General features: G+C 50.2%; 26 protein-coding genes. 13 read left to right on the top strand and 13 right to left on the bottom strand.

The genetic code is table 11. The features are described 5' to 3' along the window. Nucleotides 1–2: 2 nt before the first annotated feature. Both AAHB90_RS03500 and AAHB90_RS03495 read left to right on the top strand, forming a co-directional pair. A complete protein-coding gene (locus tag AAHB90_RS03500) occupies nucleotides 3–1,601 on the top strand; it encodes a RagB/SusD family nutrient uptake outer membrane protein (RefSeq protein ID WP_342083517.1) in 1,599 nt (532 codons plus the stop codon). A gap of 107 nt (nucleotides 1,602–1,708) precedes the next feature. Further along, nucleotides 1,709–2,551, top strand: a complete 843-nt coding sequence (locus tag AAHB90_RS03495; RefSeq protein ID WP_342083516.1) for an endonuclease/exonuclease/phosphatase family protein — start codon at nucleotides 1,709–1,711, stop codon at nucleotides 2,549–2,551. A gap of 70 nt (nucleotides 2,552–2,621) precedes the next feature. On the opposite strand, the gene AAHB90_RS03490 is transcribed toward AAHB90_RS03495, so the two are convergent. After that, nucleotides 2,622–2,780 carry a hypothetical protein gene (locus tag AAHB90_RS03490; RefSeq protein WP_342083515.1) on the bottom strand — a complete coding sequence of 53 codons (159 nt, stop codon included), beginning with the start codon at nucleotides 2,778–2,780 and terminating at the stop codon, nucleotides 2,622–2,624. After that, a complete protein-coding gene (locus AAHB90_RS03485) occupies nucleotides 2,777–3,163 on the bottom strand; it encodes a DUF6934 family protein (RefSeq protein WP_446717878.1) in 387 nt (128 codons plus the stop codon). The genes AAHB90_RS03490 and AAHB90_RS03485 overlap by 4 nt, the downstream gene beginning before the upstream one ends. 122 nt (nucleotides 3,164–3,285) lie before the next feature. Between AAHB90_RS03485 and AAHB90_RS03480 the strand changes: the two genes are divergently transcribed. Further along, the gene (locus AAHB90_RS03480; RefSeq protein ID WP_342083513.1) at nucleotides 3,286–3,984 is read left to right on the top strand and encodes a hypothetical protein; all 699 of its coding nucleotides are present in this window, start codon (nucleotides 3,286–3,288) and stop codon (nucleotides 3,982–3,984) included. Nucleotides 3,985–4,095: 111 nt separating this feature from the next. On the opposite strand, the gene AAHB90_RS03475 is transcribed toward AAHB90_RS03480, so the two are convergent. Continuing rightward, entirely contained in the window at nucleotides 4,096–4,335 is a 240-nt protein-coding gene (locus AAHB90_RS03475) for a hypothetical protein (protein WP_342083512.1), read from the bottom strand. A gap of 85 nt (nucleotides 4,336–4,420) precedes the next feature. Between AAHB90_RS03475 and AAHB90_RS03470 the strand changes: the two genes are divergently transcribed. From AAHB90_RS03470 to AAHB90_RS03460, 3 genes are read left to right on the top strand one after another with little or no spacing between them, the layout of a single operon-like run. Beyond that, nucleotides 4,421–4,831: an OsmC family protein gene (locus AAHB90_RS03470; protein ID WP_342083511.1), complete on the top strand. Its 411-nt coding sequence runs from the start codon at nucleotides 4,421–4,423 to the stop codon at nucleotides 4,829–4,831. Between the two features lie 4 nt (nucleotides 4,832–4,835). Continuing rightward, entirely contained in the window at nucleotides 4,836–6,152 is a 1,317-nt protein-coding gene (locus AAHB90_RS03465) for an amidohydrolase family protein (RefSeq protein ID WP_342083510.1), read from the top strand. Between the two features lie 36 nt (nucleotides 6,153–6,188). Further along, entirely contained in the window at nucleotides 6,189–7,643 is a 1,455-nt protein-coding gene (locus AAHB90_RS03460; protein WP_342083509.1) for a hypothetical protein, read from the top strand. Nucleotides 7,644–7,663: 20 nt separating this feature from the next. Here AAHB90_RS03460 and mtgA read toward each other — a convergent pair whose 3' ends face one another. Beyond that, on the bottom strand, nucleotides 7,664–8,350 hold the full coding sequence (mtgA, locus tag AAHB90_RS03455; protein WP_342083508.1) for a monofunctional biosynthetic peptidoglycan transglycosylase: 687 nt from the start codon (nucleotides 8,348–8,350) through the stop codon (nucleotides 7,664–7,666). A gap of 123 nt (nucleotides 8,351–8,473) precedes the next feature. Here mtgA and AAHB90_RS03450 point away from each other — a divergent pair, with 123 nt between their 5' ends. Beyond that, on the top strand, nucleotides 8,474–9,754 hold the full coding sequence (locus AAHB90_RS03450; RefSeq protein WP_342083507.1) for a DUF2851 family protein: 1,281 nt from the start codon (nucleotides 8,474–8,476) through the stop codon (nucleotides 9,752–9,754). Between the two features lie 24 nt (nucleotides 9,755–9,778). Here AAHB90_RS03450 and AAHB90_RS03445 read toward each other — a convergent pair whose 3' ends face one another. From AAHB90_RS03445 to AAHB90_RS03430, 4 genes are all read right to left on the bottom strand, one after another. Further along, nucleotides 9,779–9,976, bottom strand: a complete 198-nt coding sequence (locus AAHB90_RS03445) for a hypothetical protein (RefSeq protein ID WP_015811882.1) — start codon at nucleotides 9,974–9,976, stop codon at nucleotides 9,779–9,781. An 85-nt stretch (nucleotides 9,977–10,061) separates the two neighbouring features. After that, nucleotides 10,062–11,477 carry a CCA tRNA nucleotidyltransferase gene (locus AAHB90_RS03440; RefSeq protein ID WP_342083506.1) on the bottom strand — a complete coding sequence of 472 codons (1,416 nt, stop codon included), beginning with the start codon at nucleotides 11,475–11,477 and terminating at the stop codon, nucleotides 10,062–10,064. A gap of 45 nt (nucleotides 11,478–11,522) precedes the next feature. Continuing rightward, complete coding sequence (locus tag AAHB90_RS03435; protein ID WP_342083505.1) at nucleotides 11,523–11,888, bottom strand: helix-turn-helix domain-containing protein; 366 nt, start codon at nucleotides 11,886–11,888, stop codon at nucleotides 11,523–11,525. A 2-nt stretch (nucleotides 11,889–11,890) separates the two neighbouring features. After that, entirely contained in the window at nucleotides 11,891–12,187 is a 297-nt protein-coding gene (locus AAHB90_RS03430; protein ID WP_342083504.1) for a type II toxin-antitoxin system HigB family toxin, read from the bottom strand. A 154-nt stretch (nucleotides 12,188–12,341) separates the two neighbouring features. On the opposite strand from AAHB90_RS03430, the gene AAHB90_RS03425 reads away from it, so the two are divergent. Continuing rightward, a complete protein-coding gene (locus AAHB90_RS03425) occupies nucleotides 12,342–12,602 on the top strand; it encodes a hypothetical protein (RefSeq protein ID WP_342083503.1) in 261 nt (86 codons plus the stop codon). Continuing rightward, complete coding sequence (locus AAHB90_RS03420) at nucleotides 12,577–12,921, top strand: toxin-antitoxin system TumE family protein (RefSeq protein ID WP_342083502.1); 345 nt, start codon at nucleotides 12,577–12,579, stop codon at nucleotides 12,919–12,921. The genes AAHB90_RS03425 and AAHB90_RS03420 overlap by 26 nt, the downstream gene beginning before the upstream one ends. Here the strand turns inward: AAHB90_RS03420 and AAHB90_RS03415 are convergent. Both AAHB90_RS03415 and AAHB90_RS03410 read right to left on the bottom strand, forming a co-directional pair. Next, nucleotides 12,915–13,295, bottom strand: coding sequence for a globin domain-containing protein (locus AAHB90_RS03415; protein WP_342083501.1), 381 nt, complete (start codon nucleotides 13,293–13,295; stop codon nucleotides 12,915–12,917). The genes AAHB90_RS03420 and AAHB90_RS03415 overlap by 7 nt on opposite strands. An 84-nt stretch (nucleotides 13,296–13,379) precedes the next feature. Further along, nucleotides 13,380–14,153 (bottom strand): AMP nucleosidase, encoded by a 774-nt coding sequence (locus AAHB90_RS03410; RefSeq protein WP_342083500.1) that lies wholly within the window; start codon nucleotides 14,151–14,153, stop codon nucleotides 13,380–13,382. A gap of 50 nt (nucleotides 14,154–14,203) precedes the next feature. Here AAHB90_RS03410 and AAHB90_RS03405 point away from each other — a divergent pair, with 50 nt between their 5' ends. Then, nucleotides 14,204–14,653, top strand: coding sequence for a type I restriction enzyme HsdR N-terminal domain-containing protein (locus AAHB90_RS03405; protein WP_342083499.1), 450 nt, complete (start codon nucleotides 14,204–14,206; stop codon nucleotides 14,651–14,653). 91 nt (nucleotides 14,654–14,744) lie between these two features. On the opposite strand, the gene AAHB90_RS03400 is transcribed toward AAHB90_RS03405, so the two are convergent. Then, on the bottom strand, nucleotides 14,745–15,353 hold the full coding sequence (locus tag AAHB90_RS03400; RefSeq protein WP_342083498.1) for a YceI family protein: 609 nt from the start codon (nucleotides 15,351–15,353) through the stop codon (nucleotides 14,745–14,747). Nucleotides 15,354–15,405: 52 nt separating this feature from the next. Beyond that, nucleotides 15,406–15,870, bottom strand: coding sequence for a MarR family winged helix-turn-helix transcriptional regulator (locus AAHB90_RS03395; protein ID WP_342083497.1), 465 nt, complete (start codon nucleotides 15,868–15,870; stop codon nucleotides 15,406–15,408). A gap of 247 nt (nucleotides 15,871–16,117) precedes the next feature. Between AAHB90_RS03395 and AAHB90_RS03390 the strand changes: the two genes are divergently transcribed. From AAHB90_RS03390 to AAHB90_RS03380, 3 genes are read left to right on the top strand one after another with little or no spacing between them, the layout of a single operon-like run. Next, a complete protein-coding gene (locus tag AAHB90_RS03390) occupies nucleotides 16,118–16,693 on the top strand; it encodes a Maf family nucleotide pyrophosphatase (RefSeq protein WP_342083496.1) in 576 nt (191 codons plus the stop codon). Nucleotides 16,694–16,702: 9 nt separating this feature from the next. Beyond that, nucleotides 16,703–18,232, top strand: a complete 1,530-nt coding sequence (locus AAHB90_RS03385) for an alpha-amylase family glycosyl hydrolase (RefSeq protein ID WP_342083495.1) — start codon at nucleotides 16,703–16,705, stop codon at nucleotides 18,230–18,232. Nucleotides 18,233–18,292: 60 nt separating this feature from the next. Then, nucleotides 18,293–19,303: an SMP-30/gluconolactonase/LRE family protein gene (locus tag AAHB90_RS03380; protein WP_446717870.1), complete on the top strand. Its 1,011-nt coding sequence runs from the start codon at nucleotides 18,293–18,295 to the stop codon at nucleotides 19,301–19,303. On the opposite strand, the gene AAHB90_RS03375 is transcribed toward AAHB90_RS03380, so the two are convergent. Next, entirely contained in the window at nucleotides 19,304–19,846 is a 543-nt protein-coding gene (locus tag AAHB90_RS03375; protein ID WP_342083494.1) for a hypothetical protein, read from the bottom strand. Between the last annotated feature and the right edge of the window lie 273 nt (nucleotides 19,847–20,119).

Below are 20,119 nucleotides of genomic sequence, written 5' to 3'. Positions count from 1 at the left end.
TCATGAAACATATCATTAAAAATGCGGGTCTTGCCATTGTAATGGCCATTGGTGCATCCGCATGTACCGAAAGCTGGGTGGATACCAAACCCAACGGCTCTCCCACCACCGCATTCTTCTGGAAAAGCGATGAAGATGTGAACAAAGCCGTGGCTGCCATGTATGCGCCTATGGGTTATGAAAATACCTGGGGCCGCAATCTTTTCTGGATGCAGAACGCCAGCGACGACATCGTAACGGGCCGCGTGCGTGCGGAAAGCGACAATATCAAGAACTTCAATATCACCGGCCGCGAAGGTTCTATTGCCAACTGCTGGAACGATGTGTATTGGATGTTGAACAAGGCCAACCAGGTACTCCAGGGCGTTCCGACAGCCACCGGCGTGTCCGACGCGGTGAAAAACCGGGCTTTGGGCGAGGCGTACTTCATCCGTGGATTTGCCCATTTCTGGATCGCTTATTCCTGGGGGCATAAGAACCTCGGCGTTCCGTTCGACGGCCCCGAGAATGCGGAGTTCGGCAAGCGCATTCCTCCGCAGCTCGCTTCAGTAACCGATAACTACGCGCAGATCATCAGCGATTTGCAAAAAGCCGCCGACCTGCTTCCATTGTTCCAGACTTACGGCGCGGCCGATCAGGGGCGTGCCCACAAGGCTGCCGCGTGGGGTTACATGGTGAAAGCCTATGCTTACTGGGCGCAATACGATGCTTCCAAGTGGGCATTGATCCCCGAACTGGCAGACAAGATCAAAAACGAGGGCGCGCGCGCGCTCATTACAGGCAAAGGAACTCCGGCTGCGAACTACCAGGCGGTGTTCACAATCGACAACAACTGGACGAGCGAGTACATCTGGTCGGTGAACTCCGGTATCCAGGGTGGCTCGATCTTCCCGGGCGTGGCATTGGAAAACAAAGGCTGGGGTATTTTCAATGGCTGGGGTTATTTCCAGCCGACGGAAGAACTCTACGAGGAATATGAAGCCAAAGATCCGCGCCGTGAAATAACGATCCTGAAATTCGGGGATAAATTCACGTACTTCGGAAAGGAGCGTTCTTACTTCTCGACCAACAGCCTCTCGGGTTTCCAGATCCGCAAATACATGGAGCCTTACAGCTACGGTACCAACGAGAATGCAGGCAGCAACACGATGATCAACCAGAGCGGAGATGGCCCGTCGACGCGGCTGAACCTGCCGTTGATGCGCTATGCGGAGATTTTGCTCTTCAAAGCGGAGGCATTGATCAAACAAAATAAAAACGCGGAAGCAGCTGCTCCTTTGAACGAAATCCGCGCTCGCGTGGGACTGGCACCGATCGCATCACCTACATTGGCCGATCTCAAACACGAGCGCCGCGTTGAACTCGCCTGCGAATGGACCGACCGCCTCGCCGACCTGAAACGCTGGGGCGATTACGACAAGATCAACATGCCGCTTCACGGCCGCATTCACGAGAACAAAACCGACCCGAACTCGGCTTACAAAATTCAGGTGATCTGGCCGGCGCGCAGCTTCGACCCAGCCAAACACATGGCATGGCCTATGAATCCCGATGAGATTTCGCGCAGCAATGGCGCCTACAAGCAGACGCCGGGATGGTAATGATGTCAATTTCATCATGAGTTAACATTAATCGCATATTTTTGGCATTGCAACAGGAGACCCTTCGGGGTCTTTTGTTTTATAGTAATTAATCATCTCTATACCCTATGAAAAAAATTGCCCTTTACCTTTTGGCATTCGTTTCCCTCACAACGGCAGCGTATGCTCAGAAAACCTCAACTATGAATGTAGGTTCGTACAACCTGCGCTACAACACCCCTAATGACGGCATAAATGCCTGGCCCAACCGCAAAGAGAATGTGAAAGGCCTGATCCGTTTCCACGAGTTCGACATTTTCGGCGTGCAGGAAGCATTGGTAGGTCAGCTGAAAGACGTAGCCGAACTGCCGGAATTTACCTATTACGGCAAAGGCCGCGACGATGGTAAGGAGGGCGGTGAGCATTCGGCGATCTTTTACAAGAAGGACCGTTTCAAACTGCTCAAATCGGGCGACTTCTGGCTCAGCGAAACGCCCGACAAACCTGGCCTGGGCTGGGATGCCAAATGCTGCAACCGCATTTGCTCCTGGGCGCAATTTGAAGATTTGAATACCAAAAAGAAATTTTACTTCTTCAACGTGCACTTCGACCACCAGGGCGTGGAAGCCCGCCGGCAGTCGGGGCATTTGATGGTGAAAAAGATGAAGGAAATCGCCGGAAACGCGACCACTATCTTAACGGGTGATTTCAATTCAACACCGGACACCGAGCAGATGAAAACGATCGCAGGTCTACTCAACGACACCCATGATGTTACTAAACAAGCCCCCTACGGCCCGGAAGGCACATTTAACAGTTTCAAATTCGATGCAGCTATGAAGACCCGCATCGATTATATTTTTGTAAGCAAAAATGTGGATGTTTTGAAATACGGCGTACTGACTGACTCAAAAGAGCAGCGCTATCCGTCGGATCACCAGCCGGTGTTGGTGAAGGTGAAGATAAAGTAAAATAACTTCGGCTTTCGGCAGTTGGCTTTTGGAGATTTGGAAGTTATCCAGTCGCCGGAGCTGGCTGCTGCTATTTTTTTTTGTCGAAATCTGGAAGGCCTGCGATCGCTAAAATCCTGTTGGCCTCGTCCACTTTGTTCTTGAACAGATTCATTTCTGAATATTTATCCAGGGATTTGTCGACCTTCACGTTTTTACGTCTAAAGCTTCTCTCGAGTTCTTTTTTCATTTTTCCTCAGGTTTTTTTCTTACAACAAGAAACGCCTCATAATCAATTCCAATTGTAAGCTCTTCCCAGACGTAATTCTTTAACCCATAAATCTCGAAATCAGTGCCTATCAGGTCCAGGTTGTTGGTAATTGCCATTCTATAAAGTCTCGTTCTGGACACAGTACTTCCTTTTACAAATACGCTTGCGTCGGGAAAGCTTTCCGTGAAGGGATAAAGAGTCGCCGCCACCGTAGCCATAACTTTCAAACTATCTCCGTTATTCGTTACCGCTTGGTCGTCGAAGTCTCCTTTCAAGCCAATTTTATCGCCGAACCCAAGATTAAACATACCTGACATGTCAATTTTGGAATAGACTACAAGCTTTTCAATATCACCTTTTATACCCTAACTAACAAACTCGAACGTCAGAGCATTATCGCCACGTGTTATTTCATATTGATCATAGTGCATGTAAAGCAAATATAAATACTAAATTGTAAGCATCATTCCCAATCATCTCACCTGTGGTAAGTCGTACCAACCGCCTGATCATCTGCATACTAGCGAGCTTTGCATTCGTGTCGACGCAAAGCGTCAAAATCAAAATCGTGGCGCCGAAAGCGTGGAACGACAGGAAGGCACTTTTGCTGACGCGGGAGAAGGGATTTGCGGCGGTGGTGCATTCGATCCGGCTTGGATTTGATACCACGCATCTGAATATGGACTCCGACATGCTACCGGATCTGTACCAGTTTCAGGTTTCTCAAAAGAAAGGTGCATTGACTTTTTTCTTCGATCCGGGCACGGAAATACGGGTGGATACATCCAATCTGGCCAAATCGACGGTTAGTCATTCCAAAAGCAACGAAGAATGGAGGGAGTACCAAACACAAATACAAAATCCTTTCGATCAGCGCCTGAATGTATATGTACTGGCCGAGGGGCATGCCAAAAAGCGGAACCTTTCGGATAGCGCCCAGTATTGGGTACGCCAGCAGGCGGCGGAGCGCGAAAAGCTGTGGGATGCCACGGCCGGGTTCATCGCAGGTCATCCGAGATCTTATGTTAGCTTGTATTTGTTGAAAGTCAACTGGTTCGCATTGAAGGACATGGGGCTTTTTGCAAAGCTGGACCGCTCGCTGGCACATCACCGGAACTATCGCCTTCTGAACGAAAAGCATAAAGGGATGGCCAGAAGCGCATCGTCCGGCCAGCGAAAATGACCGGCGCTATTGTTCTTCATTAAAAATATGGGTATCCCAGCCCCGAAACGCATAATATTTCCGCTTCGGTTCGCCCGTCCAGCCATTAATACCCTTCTTTTTGGGCAAATATTACCCATGCACATAAAGCAAGGGCACGAGCATGGCTACCAGTAACGACATACTAGCCCATCTCCCCACAAAAACAGACAAAGCCAATACAATTACCAATGTCAGGACATACTTTCCAAGGCGGCGCCATTTGGGAGTCTGCTCTTCAAAATGCCCGAAAAATATGTTGCCGGCAGCATAAATTATGCTGACAACCGCAACCTCGAACCAAAGCGTATCAGTCGACCACATACCGTACATTAAAAACGGGTTACTATTCTCTTTATATCAATGGATTAGCTTTCAATTTAGTTAATAGTTTGCGGTCAAACCATATTCAGGACAAATGCACATCTCCGCCAGCATTATAAATAGTTTGAACAGGAACGTCGTGACGGTGGCCACCAACGGCGCTGAAAAGCATTTGCAGATAACGCCCAGGGAAACGGGTTATGGCTCGTCCATCAATGGAGGAGAAATGTTGCTGGTCGCCCTTGCTACGTGCTATTGCAATGACATCTATCGTGAAGCCGCAAAACGCAATATGACGGTGGAAAGCGTTGAAGTGGCCTGCTTTGCCGATTTTGGAGGTCCGGGCGAGTCGGGAAGTAATTTCCGCTACGAGGTCCAAGTGACATCAAATGCCTCGAAAGCCGAAATTGATGAACTGATCCGGCATACCGACCAGATAGCCGAGATCCACAATACGCTCCGCAAGGGTGTTAAAGTCGATTTGATTTATTCCCAGAACCCATAAAACAATGCTGACATCCCTTTTCTGGCCCGTTGCCTGCCAGCTCGCATTCATTGCAGTTTTTTGTGGTTGCAGCAAAAACCCCGATAGTACCTCCGAAAAGCAGGTTCAAATCACAGAAATCAATCAAAAAGAAATTACATTAAAAAAAGTCATAGTCGCGATCACAGGGGCGACCATTATCGACGGAACTGGCGGAAAACCGATCGAAGACGGTTGCGTGATCGTAACGGATGGGATTATCAGTGCCGTTGGCAAAAAAGCGGATACTGAAATACCCGGAAATGCGCAGGTTGTCGATGCCCGCGGGCTCGCATTGTTGCCTGGCTTTATCGATTCTCATTTCCATTTGGATGGTGTCCAGGGCCTCCCTGCGCAATTCCTTCAAAATGGCGTAACGTCACTTCGCGATCCCGGGGCGTGGATGGAGGCATATGACGGGGAAAGAAAGAGCGGTAAACCGATTCCGCGACTTTTCCTCGCAGGCCCGCATATCGACATGTACCCTCCCGCCTACCCACGCGACGCGTACGTGGTCAGGGATGCGGACGAGGCCGTGCGCGAGGTGAACCACCTGGCCGATCAGGGAGCGTCGGTCATCAAAGTCTATTTCCGCCTGCCTCCCGGCATCATCCGCGAGGTATGCAAGGCCGCTCACGCACGGGGTATTCCCGTCACCGGACATCTTGAAACCACAGAGGCCCGGGAAGCAATAGAGGCCGGCCTGGACGGGATCGAACATATTACCTCATTCGGCCTGTCGCTCGTTCCGCAAAGAGCAGGCGAGAAATACCGGCAGATGGTACTAGCTGATAACAACGCGCGCAAACAGGGCAGGTACGAGGTTTGGAAAAATATTAATCCGGACAGCCCGGTCACCGATTCGCTGGCGGTGTTTCTCCGAAACAAAGGGACATTCATCAGTCCTACGCTCGGCGCATTCGAATATCAGGCTACGGTTGGGCAGCCTTTGGATACCACCCGTTTGGAAGGGTTTGGCAAAATGAAAAAGATTACCGGCAAGCTACACCGCGGCGGTGCCAGGATAGTGGTCGGGTCGCATTCGATGATCCCCTATGCAGAAACAGGCTGGGCATTCCAGCGCGAAATGGAACTGCTGGTCGACAGCGGGATGAGCCCTGCGGAGGTAATTACCGCCGCCACGATCCAAAATGCACTTTTTTTTCGCATCGAGGGCCGGTTGGGCAGCATTGAAAAAGGCAAACAGGCCGATTTGATCCTGATAAAAGGCGATCCTTTGAAGAACATATCAGCTACCCGGAACGTTAGAAAGGTTATGTTGAATGGCGTCTGGGTTAAATAGGCAGGAATCGCTACATTGCTTTTAAACAACACGACTATGAAAAATCTCCTTCTGATGCTCCTGAGCGCATTGATGCTTTGGACGGGCAACCAGGCCTTCGCTCAGGCCGAAGAAGAAAAACTCGATCTCCCGGGCGATAACCTCAACCTGTACGCAGTTTTGAAGCTTTTCCAGGAGTCGGAAACGCTTGAAGGCTTTGAGCGAAAACTGAATGAGGAAGATTCGGAGATCAATAACCTTGACTTGAACGGAGATAATCAGATCGACTACATCCGCGTGGAAGATAATGTAGAAGGCAATCTTCACACGATCAGCCTGAAAGTCGCGGTAAGTGAAACGGAGGACCAGGATGTAGCGGCATTTTATGTTGAAAAGAAGGACGACGGTGAAATTTGGATACAGCTTGTTGGAGATGAAGACCTGTATGGTAAGGATTACATCATCGAACCCAATTCACAATCAGGAACGGTCGCCGAAACGCCGAACCCGGGCTACTCAGGAAACAGGGAGGTTCAGCCCGCCGATGTGCAGCAGAATGTCACCTATGTATCAAACTGGCCCGTAGTACAATTCATTTTTGTACCAAGATATGTCGTCTGGCGGTCGCCGTGGCGGTGGCACTACTATCCGTCCTACTGGCGCCCGTGGCGGCCACGCTACTGGCATTATTACTATGGCTATCATTACCACTGGCATTACTATTACAACGGGCATTTCCGTCGCTGGCCCAGCTACCGGAACCCGGTTTGGCATACACATTATTATGGAGGTAATTTCCGTTCCCGCTCGACCGTCGTACATACACGCTACACACGCGGCGATTACCGTGCTACCTATTCACGACCTTCGTCGGCGCGACAAGGTTCTGCATTATTTGTAAGAAGAAACCCTCAAGCCCCGACAACACGCGAACGGCTTCCGAACTTCGATAAGACGGGCCGACCAGTCATTACCAGACCATCTACCGGCAGGCCGGGCGTTGCCAGACCAGGCGCTGGCGGCGGTACTACCCGACCGTCTGTCGAGAGACCAGGAAACGGCAACACCGGTCGCCCAGGCACTGAACGGCCGGACAACGGACGTCCGGCGGTTGTCCGGCCAACGAATCCAGGCGGTGTAACAGCCCCTGACATCGAACGCCCTACCCGTCCGGAACGACCGGATGTTTCCAGGCCAACGCCGACGCCAACACCCCGCCCGGAAGTAACGCGCCCCGCACCGACGCCCCGTCCGGAAGTAACGCGCCCCGCATCGTCGCCGCGCCCGGAAGTAACACGGCCTGCACCTTCTCCACGTCCGGAAGTAACACGCCCTACACCATCGCCGCGCCCTGACATACAACGCCCCAATATCGAACGCCCTGCGCGCCAGGAACCGGCTACCCGGCCCGCGCCAGCGCCAAGTCGGCCGGAAACGTCGCGACCATCCACCCCGCCACCGAGCCGGCAGCAGAGTTCGCCAAGGTCGTCAAGAGAGGCGGAGCGGCCTTAGCCGAGGGTAATGGGATTGATTTACAAGTCTGCCAGATACTTCTGCCCGCCCAGATATCGCATCTGGCGGACGATCTGATTGGTACGCTTGTTCACATACGCAGAAGGATTTTTGATCGAAAAGCGGATGGGGTTGGGCAGAACTGCGGCAATGCGGGCGGCTTCGTAACGTGTAAGACGTTTCGCCGACTTATTGTAGTAGCGAAGCGAAGCCGCCTCAACACCAAAAGTCATTTTCCCCATTTCAGCTACATTTAAATACACTTCCAGGATACGCTCCTTACTCCACAGCACTTCGATCAGCACGGTGAAATAGGCTTCCAGGCCTTTGCGGATGTAACTGCGCCCGTGCCAAAGAAATACATTTTTGGCAACCTGCTGTGAAATGGTACTGGCGCCGCGTGCCCGCTTCCGGTCCTCGGTCATGGCATCATAAATCTGGTCAAAGTCGAACCCCCAGTGATTAGGGAAATTCTGGTCTTCGGACGCCACCACGGCCAGAGCTGCTTCTTTGGAAATATTCTCGTACGGCTCCCAGTCGTGGAAAATCTCCGTATCCTCATCTTCAACGAAGGCATCGATCTTCCGGGAAATCATATAAGGGGTTACCCAAACGGGCAAAAACCGCAAAACAATCACCCAAACCACTGAAATCACGAAAAAAGCAAGGAAGATTTTGAGCGCAATAAATTGCAGACGGCGGAACATAAAACTTTTTTACTTCTACAAACAGAAACCAAGTAACAAAAACAGCGTACAAAGAACAGAAACTAATCAGGTTTAGGCAAAGAAATAAGCGCCTTAATCGCCAAAATTTTAATTACGCTGTATATGAATGAAGATTTGCTCAGTTTTATCTGGCGCTTCCAGTATTTTGAAAAGAATGGGCTGGAAACCGACGAAAAGATGCCGCTGTCCATCATCCGCCCGGGCCACCGGAATACCGACGCCGGTCCGGACTTTTCCGAAGCCCGTGTTTCCATCGCCGGCGTATTATGGGTGGGTAGCATCGAGATCCACGTGAAAGCATCCGACTGGCGGCTCCACGAACACCAGCAAAACGGCGCGTATGACTGCGTGATCCTGCACGTCGTTTGGGAAAACGACTCCCCGGCAATGCGAAGGGATGGCACATTTGTCCCTACATTATCACTGAACGGGCTGGTAAAAGCCGCCGTCCTGGAAAGGTACCGCTGCCTGCTCGACGAAAACGATACTGTTCCCTGCAACCGCCAGTTTGGTGGCGTAGACCAAATCCGCAAATATGCTATGTTGGACAGGGTATTGCTTGAAAGGCTTGAACGCAAAGCCCTGGAAATCCATCGCTTGCACGAAACGAACCAGCAGGATTGGGAGCAGACGGCTTACCAATGGCTTGGCCGGCATTTCGGGTTCAAACTTAATGATGCGCCATTCCAGCGGCTCACGGGCATTGTTCCCTGGAAAATTATCCGCAAACATACCGACCGCCTCATTCAGGTAGAAGCGTTGCTATTTGGCTGCTCCGGGTTTGTTCCCGGGGAATCGGAAGACGTCTATGTACGCCAGCTTCAACAGGAATTCCGCTTTTTGAGCGCCAAATACAAGCTGGGAGACAACGTAATGCAGCTACACGAATGGAAATATGCCCGGCTGCGTCCGGCGGGCTTTCCCACCGTCAGACTGGCACAATTTGCCCGGTTGCTATACAATACCGGCGGTTTTCTGAACAGGTTTGTCCTTTCCGACCATTTCGACGAAGTGCGTAACCTGTTTCGGATCGAGCAATCGGCCTATTGGCGCGAACATTATTTATTTGAGAAGAAAGCAAGAGCGCAAGTGCCGGTATTGGGTACGGACGCCGCCCATTTGCTGATCGTCAATGCCACGGTGCCATTGCTTGTGGCCTATTCAAAACAAAGGCAGCAGCCCGAACTGCTCGACAAGGCCATTTACTGGCTTTCGGAAATACCTGCCGAAGACAACCGCATTACCCGCGAGTGGGCGTCGCTGGGTATGCGCGTGAAAACCGCGGCCGATTCACAGGCATTAATCGAATGGTTCAACAACTATTGCACGCCAAGGCGGTGCCTCGAATGCATGGTAGGTGCGGCGCTCGTCCGGGGCACCTAGCCGGGGGCGCCTAGCCGGGGGCGCCTAGCCTTTGACAAGGTTGACGCCCGTCAACAAAAACACCGTTCCCACGAGGAATGGTACGATCGATTCCCATTTTGAAACCGTCAGGCCCAGAACGGGTTTGTCGGACAAAAAGGCAACGCATGCGAAAAGCAATACTGCAATACCTAAAATCGTGAGCAATGAGCCGAAAAAACGTTTGAACTGAGCGTTTTCCATGAAAAGTGTCTATGAGGAGATTAAAAAGTTCGCAAAAATATCAAATATGCGCCGGCAATCGCGTGGTTACTGCAAAAAATATGCCTCAGACACGTTTAAGCCCCATTTTTTCGCCCTCTCCTATCATGAATTCAAAGGCCGGTCCGTATTCGTTGGGAATAATACCTTCCAGGATCGCTTCGCGTACGGCCTCCTTGATTATCCCCACTTCGCGTGCAGGCTTCAAACCGAACGCTTCCATAATCATCTCCCCGGTGATGACCGGCTGGAAATTGCGAAGTTTATCGCGTTCTTCGAGGTCTTTAAGCTTCTGTTCTACCAGATTAAAATTACCGATGAAACGCCTCACTTTCTCGGGATTTTTAGAGGTAATATCAGCCCGGCACAAGTTCATCAGCGCCTCAATATCCTCTCCTGCTTCTACGAGCAGGCGGCGCATGGCCGAATCGGTAATCTCCTCTTTGGAAAGCACAATGGGACGTAAGTGCAGCCTGACCAGTTTTTTCACGAACCGCATTTTCTCGTTCAGCGGCAATTTCATCCGGCGAAAAATCACCGGTACCATCCGCGCGCCAACCTCCTCGTGGTTATGAAACGACCAGCCATTACGTTTGTCGAACTTTTTGGTAGCCGGCTTGGCAATGTCGTGCAGGATAGCAGCCCAGCGTAGCCAGAGGTCGTTGGAGACCTGGCAGACATTATCGAGCACCTGCAACGTGTGATAGAAATTATCTTTATGTCCCTTGCCCTCGATGTGCTCCACGCCTTGCAGCTCCACCATTTCCGGGAAAATAATGGCTAGCAGTCCGGCGTGATAAAGCAGTTTGAAACCGTATGAAGGTGTTTTGGAAAGAATGATCTTATTCAACTCGTCGGAAATCCGTTCCATCGAGACAATGCTGATACGCTCTTTCATTTTGACGATCGCATCGAATGTATCGGGCTCGATATCGAAGTTGAGCTGGCTCGCAAACCGGATCGCACGCATCATGCGCAAAGGATCGTCCGAGAAAGTAATTTCGGGGTCGAGCGGGGTACGGATGATTCTTTTGCGAAGGTCACTCATTCCCTCGAACGGATCGACCAGCTCTCCAAAAGCACCAGCATTAAGACTGATACCCATTGCATTGATGGTAAAATCGCGGCGGTTCTGATCGTCGGCGAGTGTACCGTCTTCCACGGCCGGCTTACGGGATTCGGAACGGTAGGACTCTTTCCGGGCACCTACAAACTCTATTTCAAGATCACCCTGGCGAATTTGGGCAGTGCCGAAATTTTTAAAAACACTCACAAAAACATCCGGCCCGAGCCTGTTAGCCACCATCTCGGCCAGCTCGATGCCGCTGCCGATGGAAACAATGTCGATATCCTTGCTATTCCTTTTGAGTATCAGGTCCCTGACGAACCCACCGATTATATATGCTTCGACACCCAGCTCCTTCGCAGCCGCGGCAACTTTTTCCAGAACGGGGTATGGTGTCAATTGCTCTTTGAAATTCATGCCGCAAAGGTAAAGAATTCTTGCTCGACATGAAGCGCGCCGGGATTACTGTACTAATTGATAATCGCGGATAAGCGTATTAATGGACAAATTAAGGCGTTGTGAAAGGTTTCTAATCATTTCAAGACTAAGCTTTCTCTTTCTGCCAAGCACTTCGGAAACCCTGCTTTTGCTACCGATTACATCCACCAAATCCACCTGCCTGAGCTGCATTTGCTCCATTCTGATCTTGATCGCGTCGATAGGATCTGGTGGTTCGATTGTGTAATGTTCATCTTCATATGCGCCTACTAATAATGTAAGCACATCGCATTCATCACCTTCAGGTGTACCTATAGGCGCGCCGAAGACTTCCCCCAGCCTCTTCAATGCAACTCTATATTCTTCTTCTGTCTTGATTAGTTTTAGCATAGTCAAATTGAATTAGCATCTATTTTATCATATTCCTTGTGCGAGCCAATGAAGCGGATATAGACCATCTGTTTCTCGAAATCGAAATGCGCCACCAGCCTGAAAGAATTACCCCGGATATTAAACACGATCCGGCCACTCTTCAAAATACTTGCAGTCGCATAGGTCCTTTTGACGTCCGCCGGTGATTTCCAGTTTGCGGCAAGCACATCTTCATACCAAACTTTCAAATGCTGCTCAACATCGGGATGCCGTTCCCAAAACTCACGGAGCGTTCCTTTCGCTAAGATCCTTTTCATTTACTCCGTTTACGAATATACAATGTTCCCAAATATGGAACATCATTTATACGTCAGAATATCAAAAAGGTAACGAGACGTAGAATAAGGTTTTTAAGTATTCACCAATTTCATAAATTTGTAATGAAGCAAATCGACTAATGCTGTGGTTATCTTGACAAAAAAACAGGTGGGAGATTCGGTACTGACGGACTATTTGTCTGAGAAACAGGAGTTGGAAGAGAAGATCGTCCTCCTCAAACACAAGTACCAAACCGATCTGCAAACATTTGAAACTCAACTTGAAAATTCCTCTGTTGAAAATTTTGAGGCCTGGGATGATCTCATCCAATGGAAAGCCTATCACCAGTTTCTATTGGAACTAGAAACCAAAATTACCGACATCAGGAATGGCGATTTTCAAATGGCTGAATGATTATGATAAACTGATAAACAGCTACACTATCCACGACTTACGGGAATCGGGGGAAATGCATTACATGAATATTGAAGTGCATCTCAGAGATTCCTCGCAACTATTCATCAAAGAATTTCAAGAACCTGGGCGCCGGAAATACGCCTTCCACTGGCAGACGAGTTCTGGCGCAATAATTATGAGATGGGATAATGCTCCACATTTTCCGAAACTCCCAAATTTTCCTCACCACAAACACCTTTCAGACCAATCGGTTGAAGATGGTTACGATATCCCGCTGGAAGACATACTTAAATATATTGCCGATCGCATTTACTGATTGTCCGTATTCACCATAAAAAACGCCGTCCGTGGAAACCGATCGAATAGTTCATCCTTCAACTCCTTGCTAAGCGGCAGTTCGCCCACGGCACTTGCCATGCATTGCAGCCAGGCGACAGCGTCGTCTTCCGTGATGGTGTGGGGCATGTGGCGGGCGCGCATCATAGGGTGCCCGTAAACTTCGGAGTAAAGTTGCGGGCCGCCGAGGAATTGGGTCAGGAAAAGACGCTGCTTTTCTTTGATGAGGTCTTTATCGGTCTTGAAAAGCCTGGATATGAGCTCGTGGTTGAAAACGAGGTCGTAAAATTTATCGGTGAGTTCCCGAAGCGCCGCGTCGCCGCCAATGCGCTCGTATAATGACTGTTGTTCCATAAAATAATAGGCCGGGTGCATCGTCGGCCAACTTTACAACTCCGAAGCTACCGCCACGGGTTCCCGCCGCTAATATGACGGTTATCAGTTCTCGAAACGCATATGCTTCACCGATTCCCCCGAGCGGGCGAGTTCGGTCAATGCTTCGATCCCGATTTCGAGATGCTGCTTCACATAGCTCGATGTCACTTTCTTGTCGCTTTCCTCGGTTTTTACGCCTTCGGGCACCATCGGATTGTCCGAAACGAGCAGCAATGCACCGTGCGGAATGGAGTTTGCGAAACCCACAATGAATATGGTAGCCGTTTCCATGTCGATGGCCATCGCCCGTATTTCCCGCAGGTACTCCTTGAAGCTGTCATCGTGCTCCCAGATGCGACGGTTGGTCGTGTAAACCGTGCCGGTCCAGTAATCGAGTTTCTGCTTTTTAATGGCGGCCGAGACGGTGCTTTGCAAACGGAAGGAAGGCAACGCAGGTATTTCGGACGGCATGTAGTCATCACTCGTTCCTTCGCCACGGATAGCGGCGATAGGAAGGATCAGGTCACCTACCTGCGTTTTTTTCAAACCACCGCATTTCCCCAAAAAAAGAACGGCCTTTGGATTAATGGCTGATAACAGGTCCATGACGGTAGCAGCCATGGGGCTGCCCATTCCGAAATTGATAATGGTAATGTCCTTCGCTGTCGCGGTCTGCATGGCGCGCCCCTGCCCGCGCACTTCCACCCCGAATTTTTCGGCAAACATGGTTACATAATTTCCGAAGTTGGTCAGCAGGATGTAGCTACCAAACTCTTCCACAGGCGTACCCGTATAGCGCGGGAGCCAGTTTTCGACGATCTGTTCTTTGGTGGTCATGAAATCAGCAGGTTTGTTGGCGGGACATCCGGGGTTGATTATCTTCGTTCATGGAATCATTGAACCTTCCCGGATTCGCCTACAAAGTTAAGCAGGTAAACGGGAAACCGCATATTTTCGACATCATCCGCAGGAAATTCGTGACGCTCACGCCCGAAGAATGGGTGCGCCAGCACTTCATTCATTTGCTGATCACGCATTACGGATATCCCAAATCACTCTTCGCGGTGGAGACTGGTTTACAATACAATACGCTCGCCAAACGGACCGACATCATGGTGCTGTCCAACAATGCACTGCCGTTTCTGCTCGTCGAATGCAAAGCTCCGTTTGTAGGTGTTACGGACGCTACATTCGCCCAGATCAGTCGCTATAATTTTACACTACAACCTCAATATCTGGCAGTTACCAACGGAATGGCGCACTACTGTTTCCAGGCTGTGAACGGGCAGATTCATTTCATGGACGATTTCCCCAAATACCGCGATTTCAATCAGTAACCACAAAAAAACCTGCCCGATACGGACAGGTTCTTCAAACATTCAGGTCATACAAACAGACGGCTGATACCAGACAACCGCCTGCGGGTAATTATTTTGCAGCAACCAATTTCACGTCGATAGAGAAATCGTCATGGATCATTTTGTCGCCCAGGTTATCGAAGAATGACTTCGAGTTGTATTTGATATCGTATTTAGAACGGTCAACAACGAGTTTACCAGTAGCTTCTGCACCGGCAGCAGTAGTTTTAACAGTTACAGGGAAAGTAACAGGTTTCGTAATGCCTTTGATAGTCAGGTCGCCAGTCACATCGTAAACGCCCGTTGCTTTTGGAGTAGCTTTTGTAACTACGAAAGTCGCGGTCGGGTGTTTTTCAACACCAAAGAAATCATCGGATTTCAAGTGGCCGATCAGTTTGCCGTTGTATTCTTTGTCGGTAAGGTCGGTACAAGTGATGCTGTTCAGGTCGGCTACGAATTTACCGCCGGTCAATTTAGCGCCGTCAAGAACAATTGTTCCTTCTTTCAAAGTGATTTTACCTGTGTGCTCGCCGGTAACTTTTTTACCCAGCCACGTCAGTTCGCTTTTAGCAGGATTCACTTTCAAACTGGTAGCTTTTTTACCGTTGTCTGCTGAAACAGAAGAAGATACAAACAATGCTACTGCAAGAGATGCGACAAAAAATTTAATTGATTTCATTGTAGTTTTGATTAAAAATTAAAGTGAATTATGGATTTGTGTTAATTGTGTTCTAAGCTTGATTTTCGTTTTCCCGCAGCTTGTCGAGCAATGCACTGATTTGCTCGGCTTCTTCTTCGGAAATGATATTGAACCGGTTTTCCCAATCCTCGATAAACGGATCGAGCACTTTAAGCAGTTCGAGTCCCTCCTCGGTAATTACAACGTCCACAGCGCGACGGTCGCTTTCGCAGGAAGTCCGCTTCGCCAGATTCTTTGCCAGCAGCTTATCAACAAGCCGGGATGTATTGGAACTCTTGTCGAGCATGCGCTCGGTAATGTCGCTCACCTTGATCGGGTTGCCCTGCTGTCCCCTCAGAATCCTCAGCACATTGTATTGCTGTGGCGTAATGTCGTGCTCCTTGAAAGATTCAAGCTGCTTGTATTCGAGCCACTTGGTGGTATACACCAGGTTCAATGCCAACTTTTGGAAGGGGCTCCGAAATTTTTTTTGCTTTATATCAGTTTCAATAGACATAGCCAATCGGGTTAAATGCAATAATGATGTATATACATTTAATGTAGAAACATCTATTGATGGGAAAATAGTTCAACCAGGTGAAAAGTATTTTCAAAAATTTTTTCAACGCATAGAGCGCCCCCAATAACTCTTTGATTATCAAAACAAAACCCGACTACACTCAACAACACCTGACTACCTCTGACCAAACTGACCACACCTGTCTACGCCACACAACACCGGACTCCCGCGACAACGACCTGACATGATCGAACTTAAAAAACCGCTGATCCTCGCCTCCAATTCCCCCAGAAGAAAACAATTACTCCACGATGCAGGCTTCGCATTTACTGTGGAAGTGCTCCCAACCGACGAAAGTTATCCCGACGAACTACCCGCAGAGGCAGTAGCAGGCTACATTTCCGGGCAAAAGGCCGAGCAGTTCCGGGGTATCCGCCCCGATTCACTCGTGTTGACCGCCGACACGGTTGTGATCGCCGATCACCACATTCTCGGCAAGCCAACCGACCAGGCCGATGCGTTCCGGATGATCAGTATGCTCTCGGGGAGAAGCCACAAGGTCGTGACAGCAGTGAGTTTGTTATCCGATGATCGCATCGAAACAATATCCGACGTGGCAGAAGTTTACTTCCGGAACTTGGAAGATTGGGAAATCAACCGCTATATTGAGCATTACAAGCCCTTCGATAAGGCCGGCTCCTATGGCATTCAGGAATGGATCGGGATGGTCGGGATAGAGAAAATCGAGGGGTCGTTCTACACGATCATGGGCTTGCCGGTCCAGGTCGTTTACCAGTTATTGAAACCGCATTTTCGTTAATGCCCCGCTATGCTTGCAGACAGGTCAGCCCGTATCCCCAAGGTTTGTTACGAGATATTCGTCCGTTCTTTCTGCGATTCGAATGGCGACGGCATCGGCGATCTGAATGGCGTTACTTCCAAACTGGATTACCTGGCCGATCTGGGCATCGGGGCTATCTGGCTGACACCGATACACCCCTCACCGAGCTATCACAAATACGACGTCACCGACTACTACGCCATTGAACCCGAGTATGGGACAATGGACGATTTCAGACGCCTGCTCGCCGGTGCGCACACGCGCGGGATTGCTGTCTACCTCGACCTGATCGTGAACCACACCAGCACGCTGCACCCGTGGTTTACGGAAGCGCGCAAAAGCAAGGACAACCCTTACCGGCATTTTTACTGGTGGATGACCCAGGATCAGATCGACCACCTGGGTATTTCGGAACGGGAGACCTCCGACGATTCGCAGGTCGTATACCCGTGGCACGAAAATCCCGGAGACGATGAGAAATACTATGGCCTTTTTTTCAAAGGCATGCCGGATCTCAATTATCACTCTGACGCATTACGGGAAGAAATCGCCCGAATTATCCGCTTCTGGCTGAACGACGTGGGTGTGGACGGCTTTCGCCTCGACGCCGCCCGGCACATTTACCCGGAGTGGGACAAGGAACAGAGCATTACTTTTTGGGACTTCTTTTCAAAGGTCGTTGAGGAAGCCAAACCGGGCGCATTCACCGTGGGCGAAGTATGGGCCGAAACCGAAGAAGTAGCTCCCTATCTCCGCAACCTGAATGCTACTTTCCATTTCGACCTCAGTTTTGCCTTGCAGCGCATGTTACTGGCGGGACGAGACGAGCAAATCGTCGATAAATTGCAGGCGAGCTTCAACCTGTTCCAAAAATACAACCCGCTGTTCGTCAATGCGATCATGCTTACCAACCATGACCAGGAGCGTATCGGGAGCGTTGTGGGCGGCAATATCAGGAAGATCAAGCTTGCTGCCAGCATCCTGCTCACACTTCCGGGCCAACCCTATTTATATTATGGTGAAGAAATAGGCATGCTGGGTATGAAGCCAGATCCATATATCCGTGAGCCTTTCCTCTGGACCCCCGACCCTGGCGACCCGCAGCTTACCGGATGGATCAAGCCCGAGTTTACGACCTTGAAAACAGTGGCGCCTCTTTCGGCACAAACCAGCGATGCAACTTCTGTTTTCAACCATTACAGAACCCTTATACACCTGCGCAATACCGAGCCCGCGTTGAACCAGATCCTGGCCCCCAACCTGCAACCGGTGCGTCTGGGAGACGATCAGCTCCTTGCCTATTTTCGTCCGCACGTCGACCGCTCGCTCATAATCATTCATAATCTCGGTGATACCGAAAGAGCAATGACATTGCCCGACGATAAATCGCTTTTTACCGAAGTGCTGTTCTCTACCGACCCATTGCACGAAACAACGCTGACGACGAACCGGTTATCGCCGCATTCAAGCGTCATTCTGGCGCCGGCGGGGAATGCCCGTGCTGTCGAAAAGCAGTAGGGAAGTACGGCTCCCGTTCTTTATTGCTAAACCGTTGTCGGTACCGCTAATGCATTCCCTATGAAATCCGGTATTATTTCCACCTGTCTGATCGTCCTTCTGACCTGTACTGCTATGGCGCAAAAGTCCTACCCTACCATGGGCAAGATTGTATATGAAGATCCTTCGTTTGAAAAGCTGTTGTCCAAAGACGCTAAAATTGAGGTGCTGGCGTCGGGATTTGAATGGTCGGAAGGGCCTGTGTGGGTAAAGGATGGCGGTTACCTGCTGTTTTCGGACGTTCCGAAGAATAAGGTTTACAAATGGGGCGAGCAAGAAGGGCTTTCCGTATTCCTGGAACCATCGGGTTATACCGGCCGGGGGGTGTACAGTGATGAACCCGGCAGCAACGGTCTGATCATCGATCAAAAAGGGCGCCTCGTGTCCTGCGAGCACGGCGACCGCCGCATTTCCGCTATGCCCCTGAACGTAGGCGGGAAAGTTACGCTCGCCGACCGCTTCGAAGGCAAGCGTTTCAACAGCCCGAACGATGTGGTACAACACAGCAACGGCGACTACTATTTCACCGATCCACCGTACGGCCTCGCCAAGAAACACGAAGACCCGACCCGCGAAATCCCGCAATTTGGGGTGTACCGCATTCACAAAGACGGTAAAGTAAGCGTGCAGGTGAGCGACCTCAGCCGCCCGAACGGTCTTGCGTTCTCGCCCGACGGTAAGACATTGTATGTAGCCCAATCCGATCCCGAAAAATCTATCTGGATGGCATATCCGCTCGATACGGACGGCAATGCAGGAAAGGGGAAGCTGGTTTACGACGCCACGCCGATGGGTAAACGGGGCGTACCGGGGCTACCCGACGGACTTAAAATTGATAAAGATGGTAACCTGTGGTCTTCCGGGCCGGGAGGAATGCTCATTATCAGTCCTGCCGGGAGGCTGCTCGGCCGAATTGAAATGGGAGAACTGACTTCCAATTGCGCCTGGGGCAACGATGGCTCCACACTTTATATGACGGTAGACGGTTACGTCTGTCGCATCAAAACCAATACAAAAGGCGCAGGCTGGTAATCAGTTTTTCTTCCGGTACTCACGGAGCGTATTATCCACGTCGCGTTTCACGTTGCTCCAATCGGATTTGCCATTACGGTAAATGTGGGTATAGGCTTTGTACAGCATCAACCTGTCGTCGCTGATCTTGTCGAGCTCCATAGCCATCACCTGCCGCGACGAAGACTTTGCGTTTTTGTATTCGTTGAGCAGGTTGTTATACCTGTTTTCAAGATTATCCAACTCATACAGAACCACTTCCGCCAGTTTATCCATTTCCGTATACTGGTTGAGCAATTGCTGGCTATAACCGGCATCACCGCTTGCAGGCGTGGAAATGCTTCCTGCTGCATTGCTGTCAACAACCTTATCGTAATCCTTTCGATAATTACCATCATTTGCCTGAGAATCCCTTTCGTCCTGAGGAGCGCGGGACGAGCGATCAGTGGAGGAAGTTGATGAAGTGCCGTGCATACGGTCATAGCGCCGCTGCAATGCCGCGGAGCAAGAGAAGGTTGCGAGGCCAACAGCCGTCATCGCCACCATTATGTAAAGCTTTTTCACTGATAATCCGTTAGAAGTTATGCCTCAGGCCAATGCTGAGATTGGGATTAAAGTAAAAGAATTTGGGAATAAATTCAAGATAACCTCCGCCTTCGACAAAAAATGAGGTTGGCTTTTGGGCGAAAAAGAATTCCAGACCGGCAGTGCCTGACGGCCCCGTAGATATGTTGGTGGTGTAAACGGATCTCCATCGCGGAGCCACGCCTTTCCTCACCCACTTACTCAAAATCGGGGGCGCTGTTTTGTTTCCAGATCATTTTCTTTCTAATATTG

Source organism: Dyadobacter sp. OTU695 (genome assembly GCF_038440355.1).
Taxonomy (GTDB): Bacteria; Bacteroidota; Bacteroidia; order Cytophagales; family Spirosomataceae; genus Dyadobacter.
This window is presented reverse-complemented; position numbering and strand designations above follow the sequence as displayed.

Bases quoted from the DNA above. Each gene is read 5' to 3' on its own strand.
- AAHB90_RS03500 (WP_342083517.1), top strand. From the start codon at position 3: ATGAAACATATCATTAAAAATGCGGGTCTTGCCATTGTAATGGCCATT.
- AAHB90_RS03495 (WP_342083516.1), top strand. From the start codon at position 1,709: ATGAAAAAAATTGCCCTTTACCTTTTGGCATTCGTTTCCCTCACAACG.
- AAHB90_RS03490 (WP_342083515.1), bottom strand. From the start codon at position 2,780: ATGAAAAAAGAACTCGAGAGAAGCTTTAGACGTAAAAACGTGAAGGTC.
- AAHB90_RS03475 (WP_342083512.1), bottom strand. From the start codon at position 4,335: ATGTACGGTATGTGGTCGACTGATACGCTTTGGTTCGAGGTTGCGGTT.
- AAHB90_RS03470 (WP_342083511.1), top strand. From the start codon at position 4,421: ATGCACATCTCCGCCAGCATTATAAATAGTTTGAACAGGAACGTCGTG.
- AAHB90_RS03465 (WP_342083510.1), top strand. From the start codon at position 4,836: ATGCTGACATCCCTTTTCTGGCCCGTTGCCTGCCAGCTCGCATTCATT.
- AAHB90_RS03460 (WP_342083509.1), top strand. From the start codon at position 6,189: ATGAAAAATCTCCTTCTGATGCTCCTGAGCGCATTGATGCTTTGGACG.
- mtgA (WP_342083508.1), bottom strand. From the start codon at position 8,350: ATGTTCCGCCGTCTGCAATTTATTGCGCTCAAAATCTTCCTTGCTTTT.
- AAHB90_RS03450 (WP_342083507.1), top strand. From the start codon at position 8,474: ATGAATGAAGATTTGCTCAGTTTTATCTGGCGCTTCCAGTATTTTGAA.
- AAHB90_RS03445 (WP_015811882.1), bottom strand. From the start codon at position 9,976: ATGGAAAACGCTCAGTTCAAACGTTTTTTCGGCTCATTGCTCACGATT.
- AAHB90_RS03440 (WP_342083506.1), bottom strand. From the start codon at position 11,477: ATGAATTTCAAAGAGCAATTGACACCATACCCCGTTCTGGAAAAAGTT.
- AAHB90_RS03435 (WP_342083505.1), bottom strand. From the start codon at position 11,888: ATGCTAAAACTAATCAAGACAGAAGAAGAATATAGAGTTGCATTGAAG.
- AAHB90_RS03430 (WP_342083504.1), bottom strand. From the start codon at position 12,187: ATGAAAAGGATCTTAGCGAAAGGAACGCTCCGTGAGTTTTGGGAACGG.
- AAHB90_RS03420 (WP_342083502.1), top strand. From the start codon at position 12,577: ATGGCGATTTTCAAATGGCTGAATGATTATGATAAACTGATAAACAGC.
- AAHB90_RS03415 (WP_342083501.1), bottom strand. From the start codon at position 13,295: ATGGAACAACAGTCATTATACGAGCGCATTGGCGGCGACGCGGCGCTT.
- AAHB90_RS03410 (WP_342083500.1), bottom strand. From the start codon at position 14,153: ATGACCACCAAAGAACAGATCGTCGAAAACTGGCTCCCGCGCTATACG.
- AAHB90_RS03405 (WP_342083499.1), top strand. From the start codon at position 14,204: ATGGAATCATTGAACCTTCCCGGATTCGCCTACAAAGTTAAGCAGGTA.
- AAHB90_RS03400 (WP_342083498.1), bottom strand. From the start codon at position 15,353: ATGAAATCAATTAAATTTTTTGTCGCATCTCTTGCAGTAGCATTGTTT.
- AAHB90_RS03395 (WP_342083497.1), bottom strand. From the start codon at position 15,870: ATGTCTATTGAAACTGATATAAAGCAAAAAAAATTTCGGAGCCCCTTC.
- AAHB90_RS03390 (WP_342083496.1), top strand. From the start codon at position 16,118: ATGATCGAACTTAAAAAACCGCTGATCCTCGCCTCCAATTCCCCCAGA.
- AAHB90_RS03385 (WP_342083495.1), top strand. From the start codon at position 16,703: ATGCTTGCAGACAGGTCAGCCCGTATCCCCAAGGTTTGTTACGAGATA.
- AAHB90_RS03380 (WP_446717870.1), top strand. From the start codon at position 18,293: ATGAAATCCGGTATTATTTCCACCTGTCTGATCGTCCTTCTGACCTGT.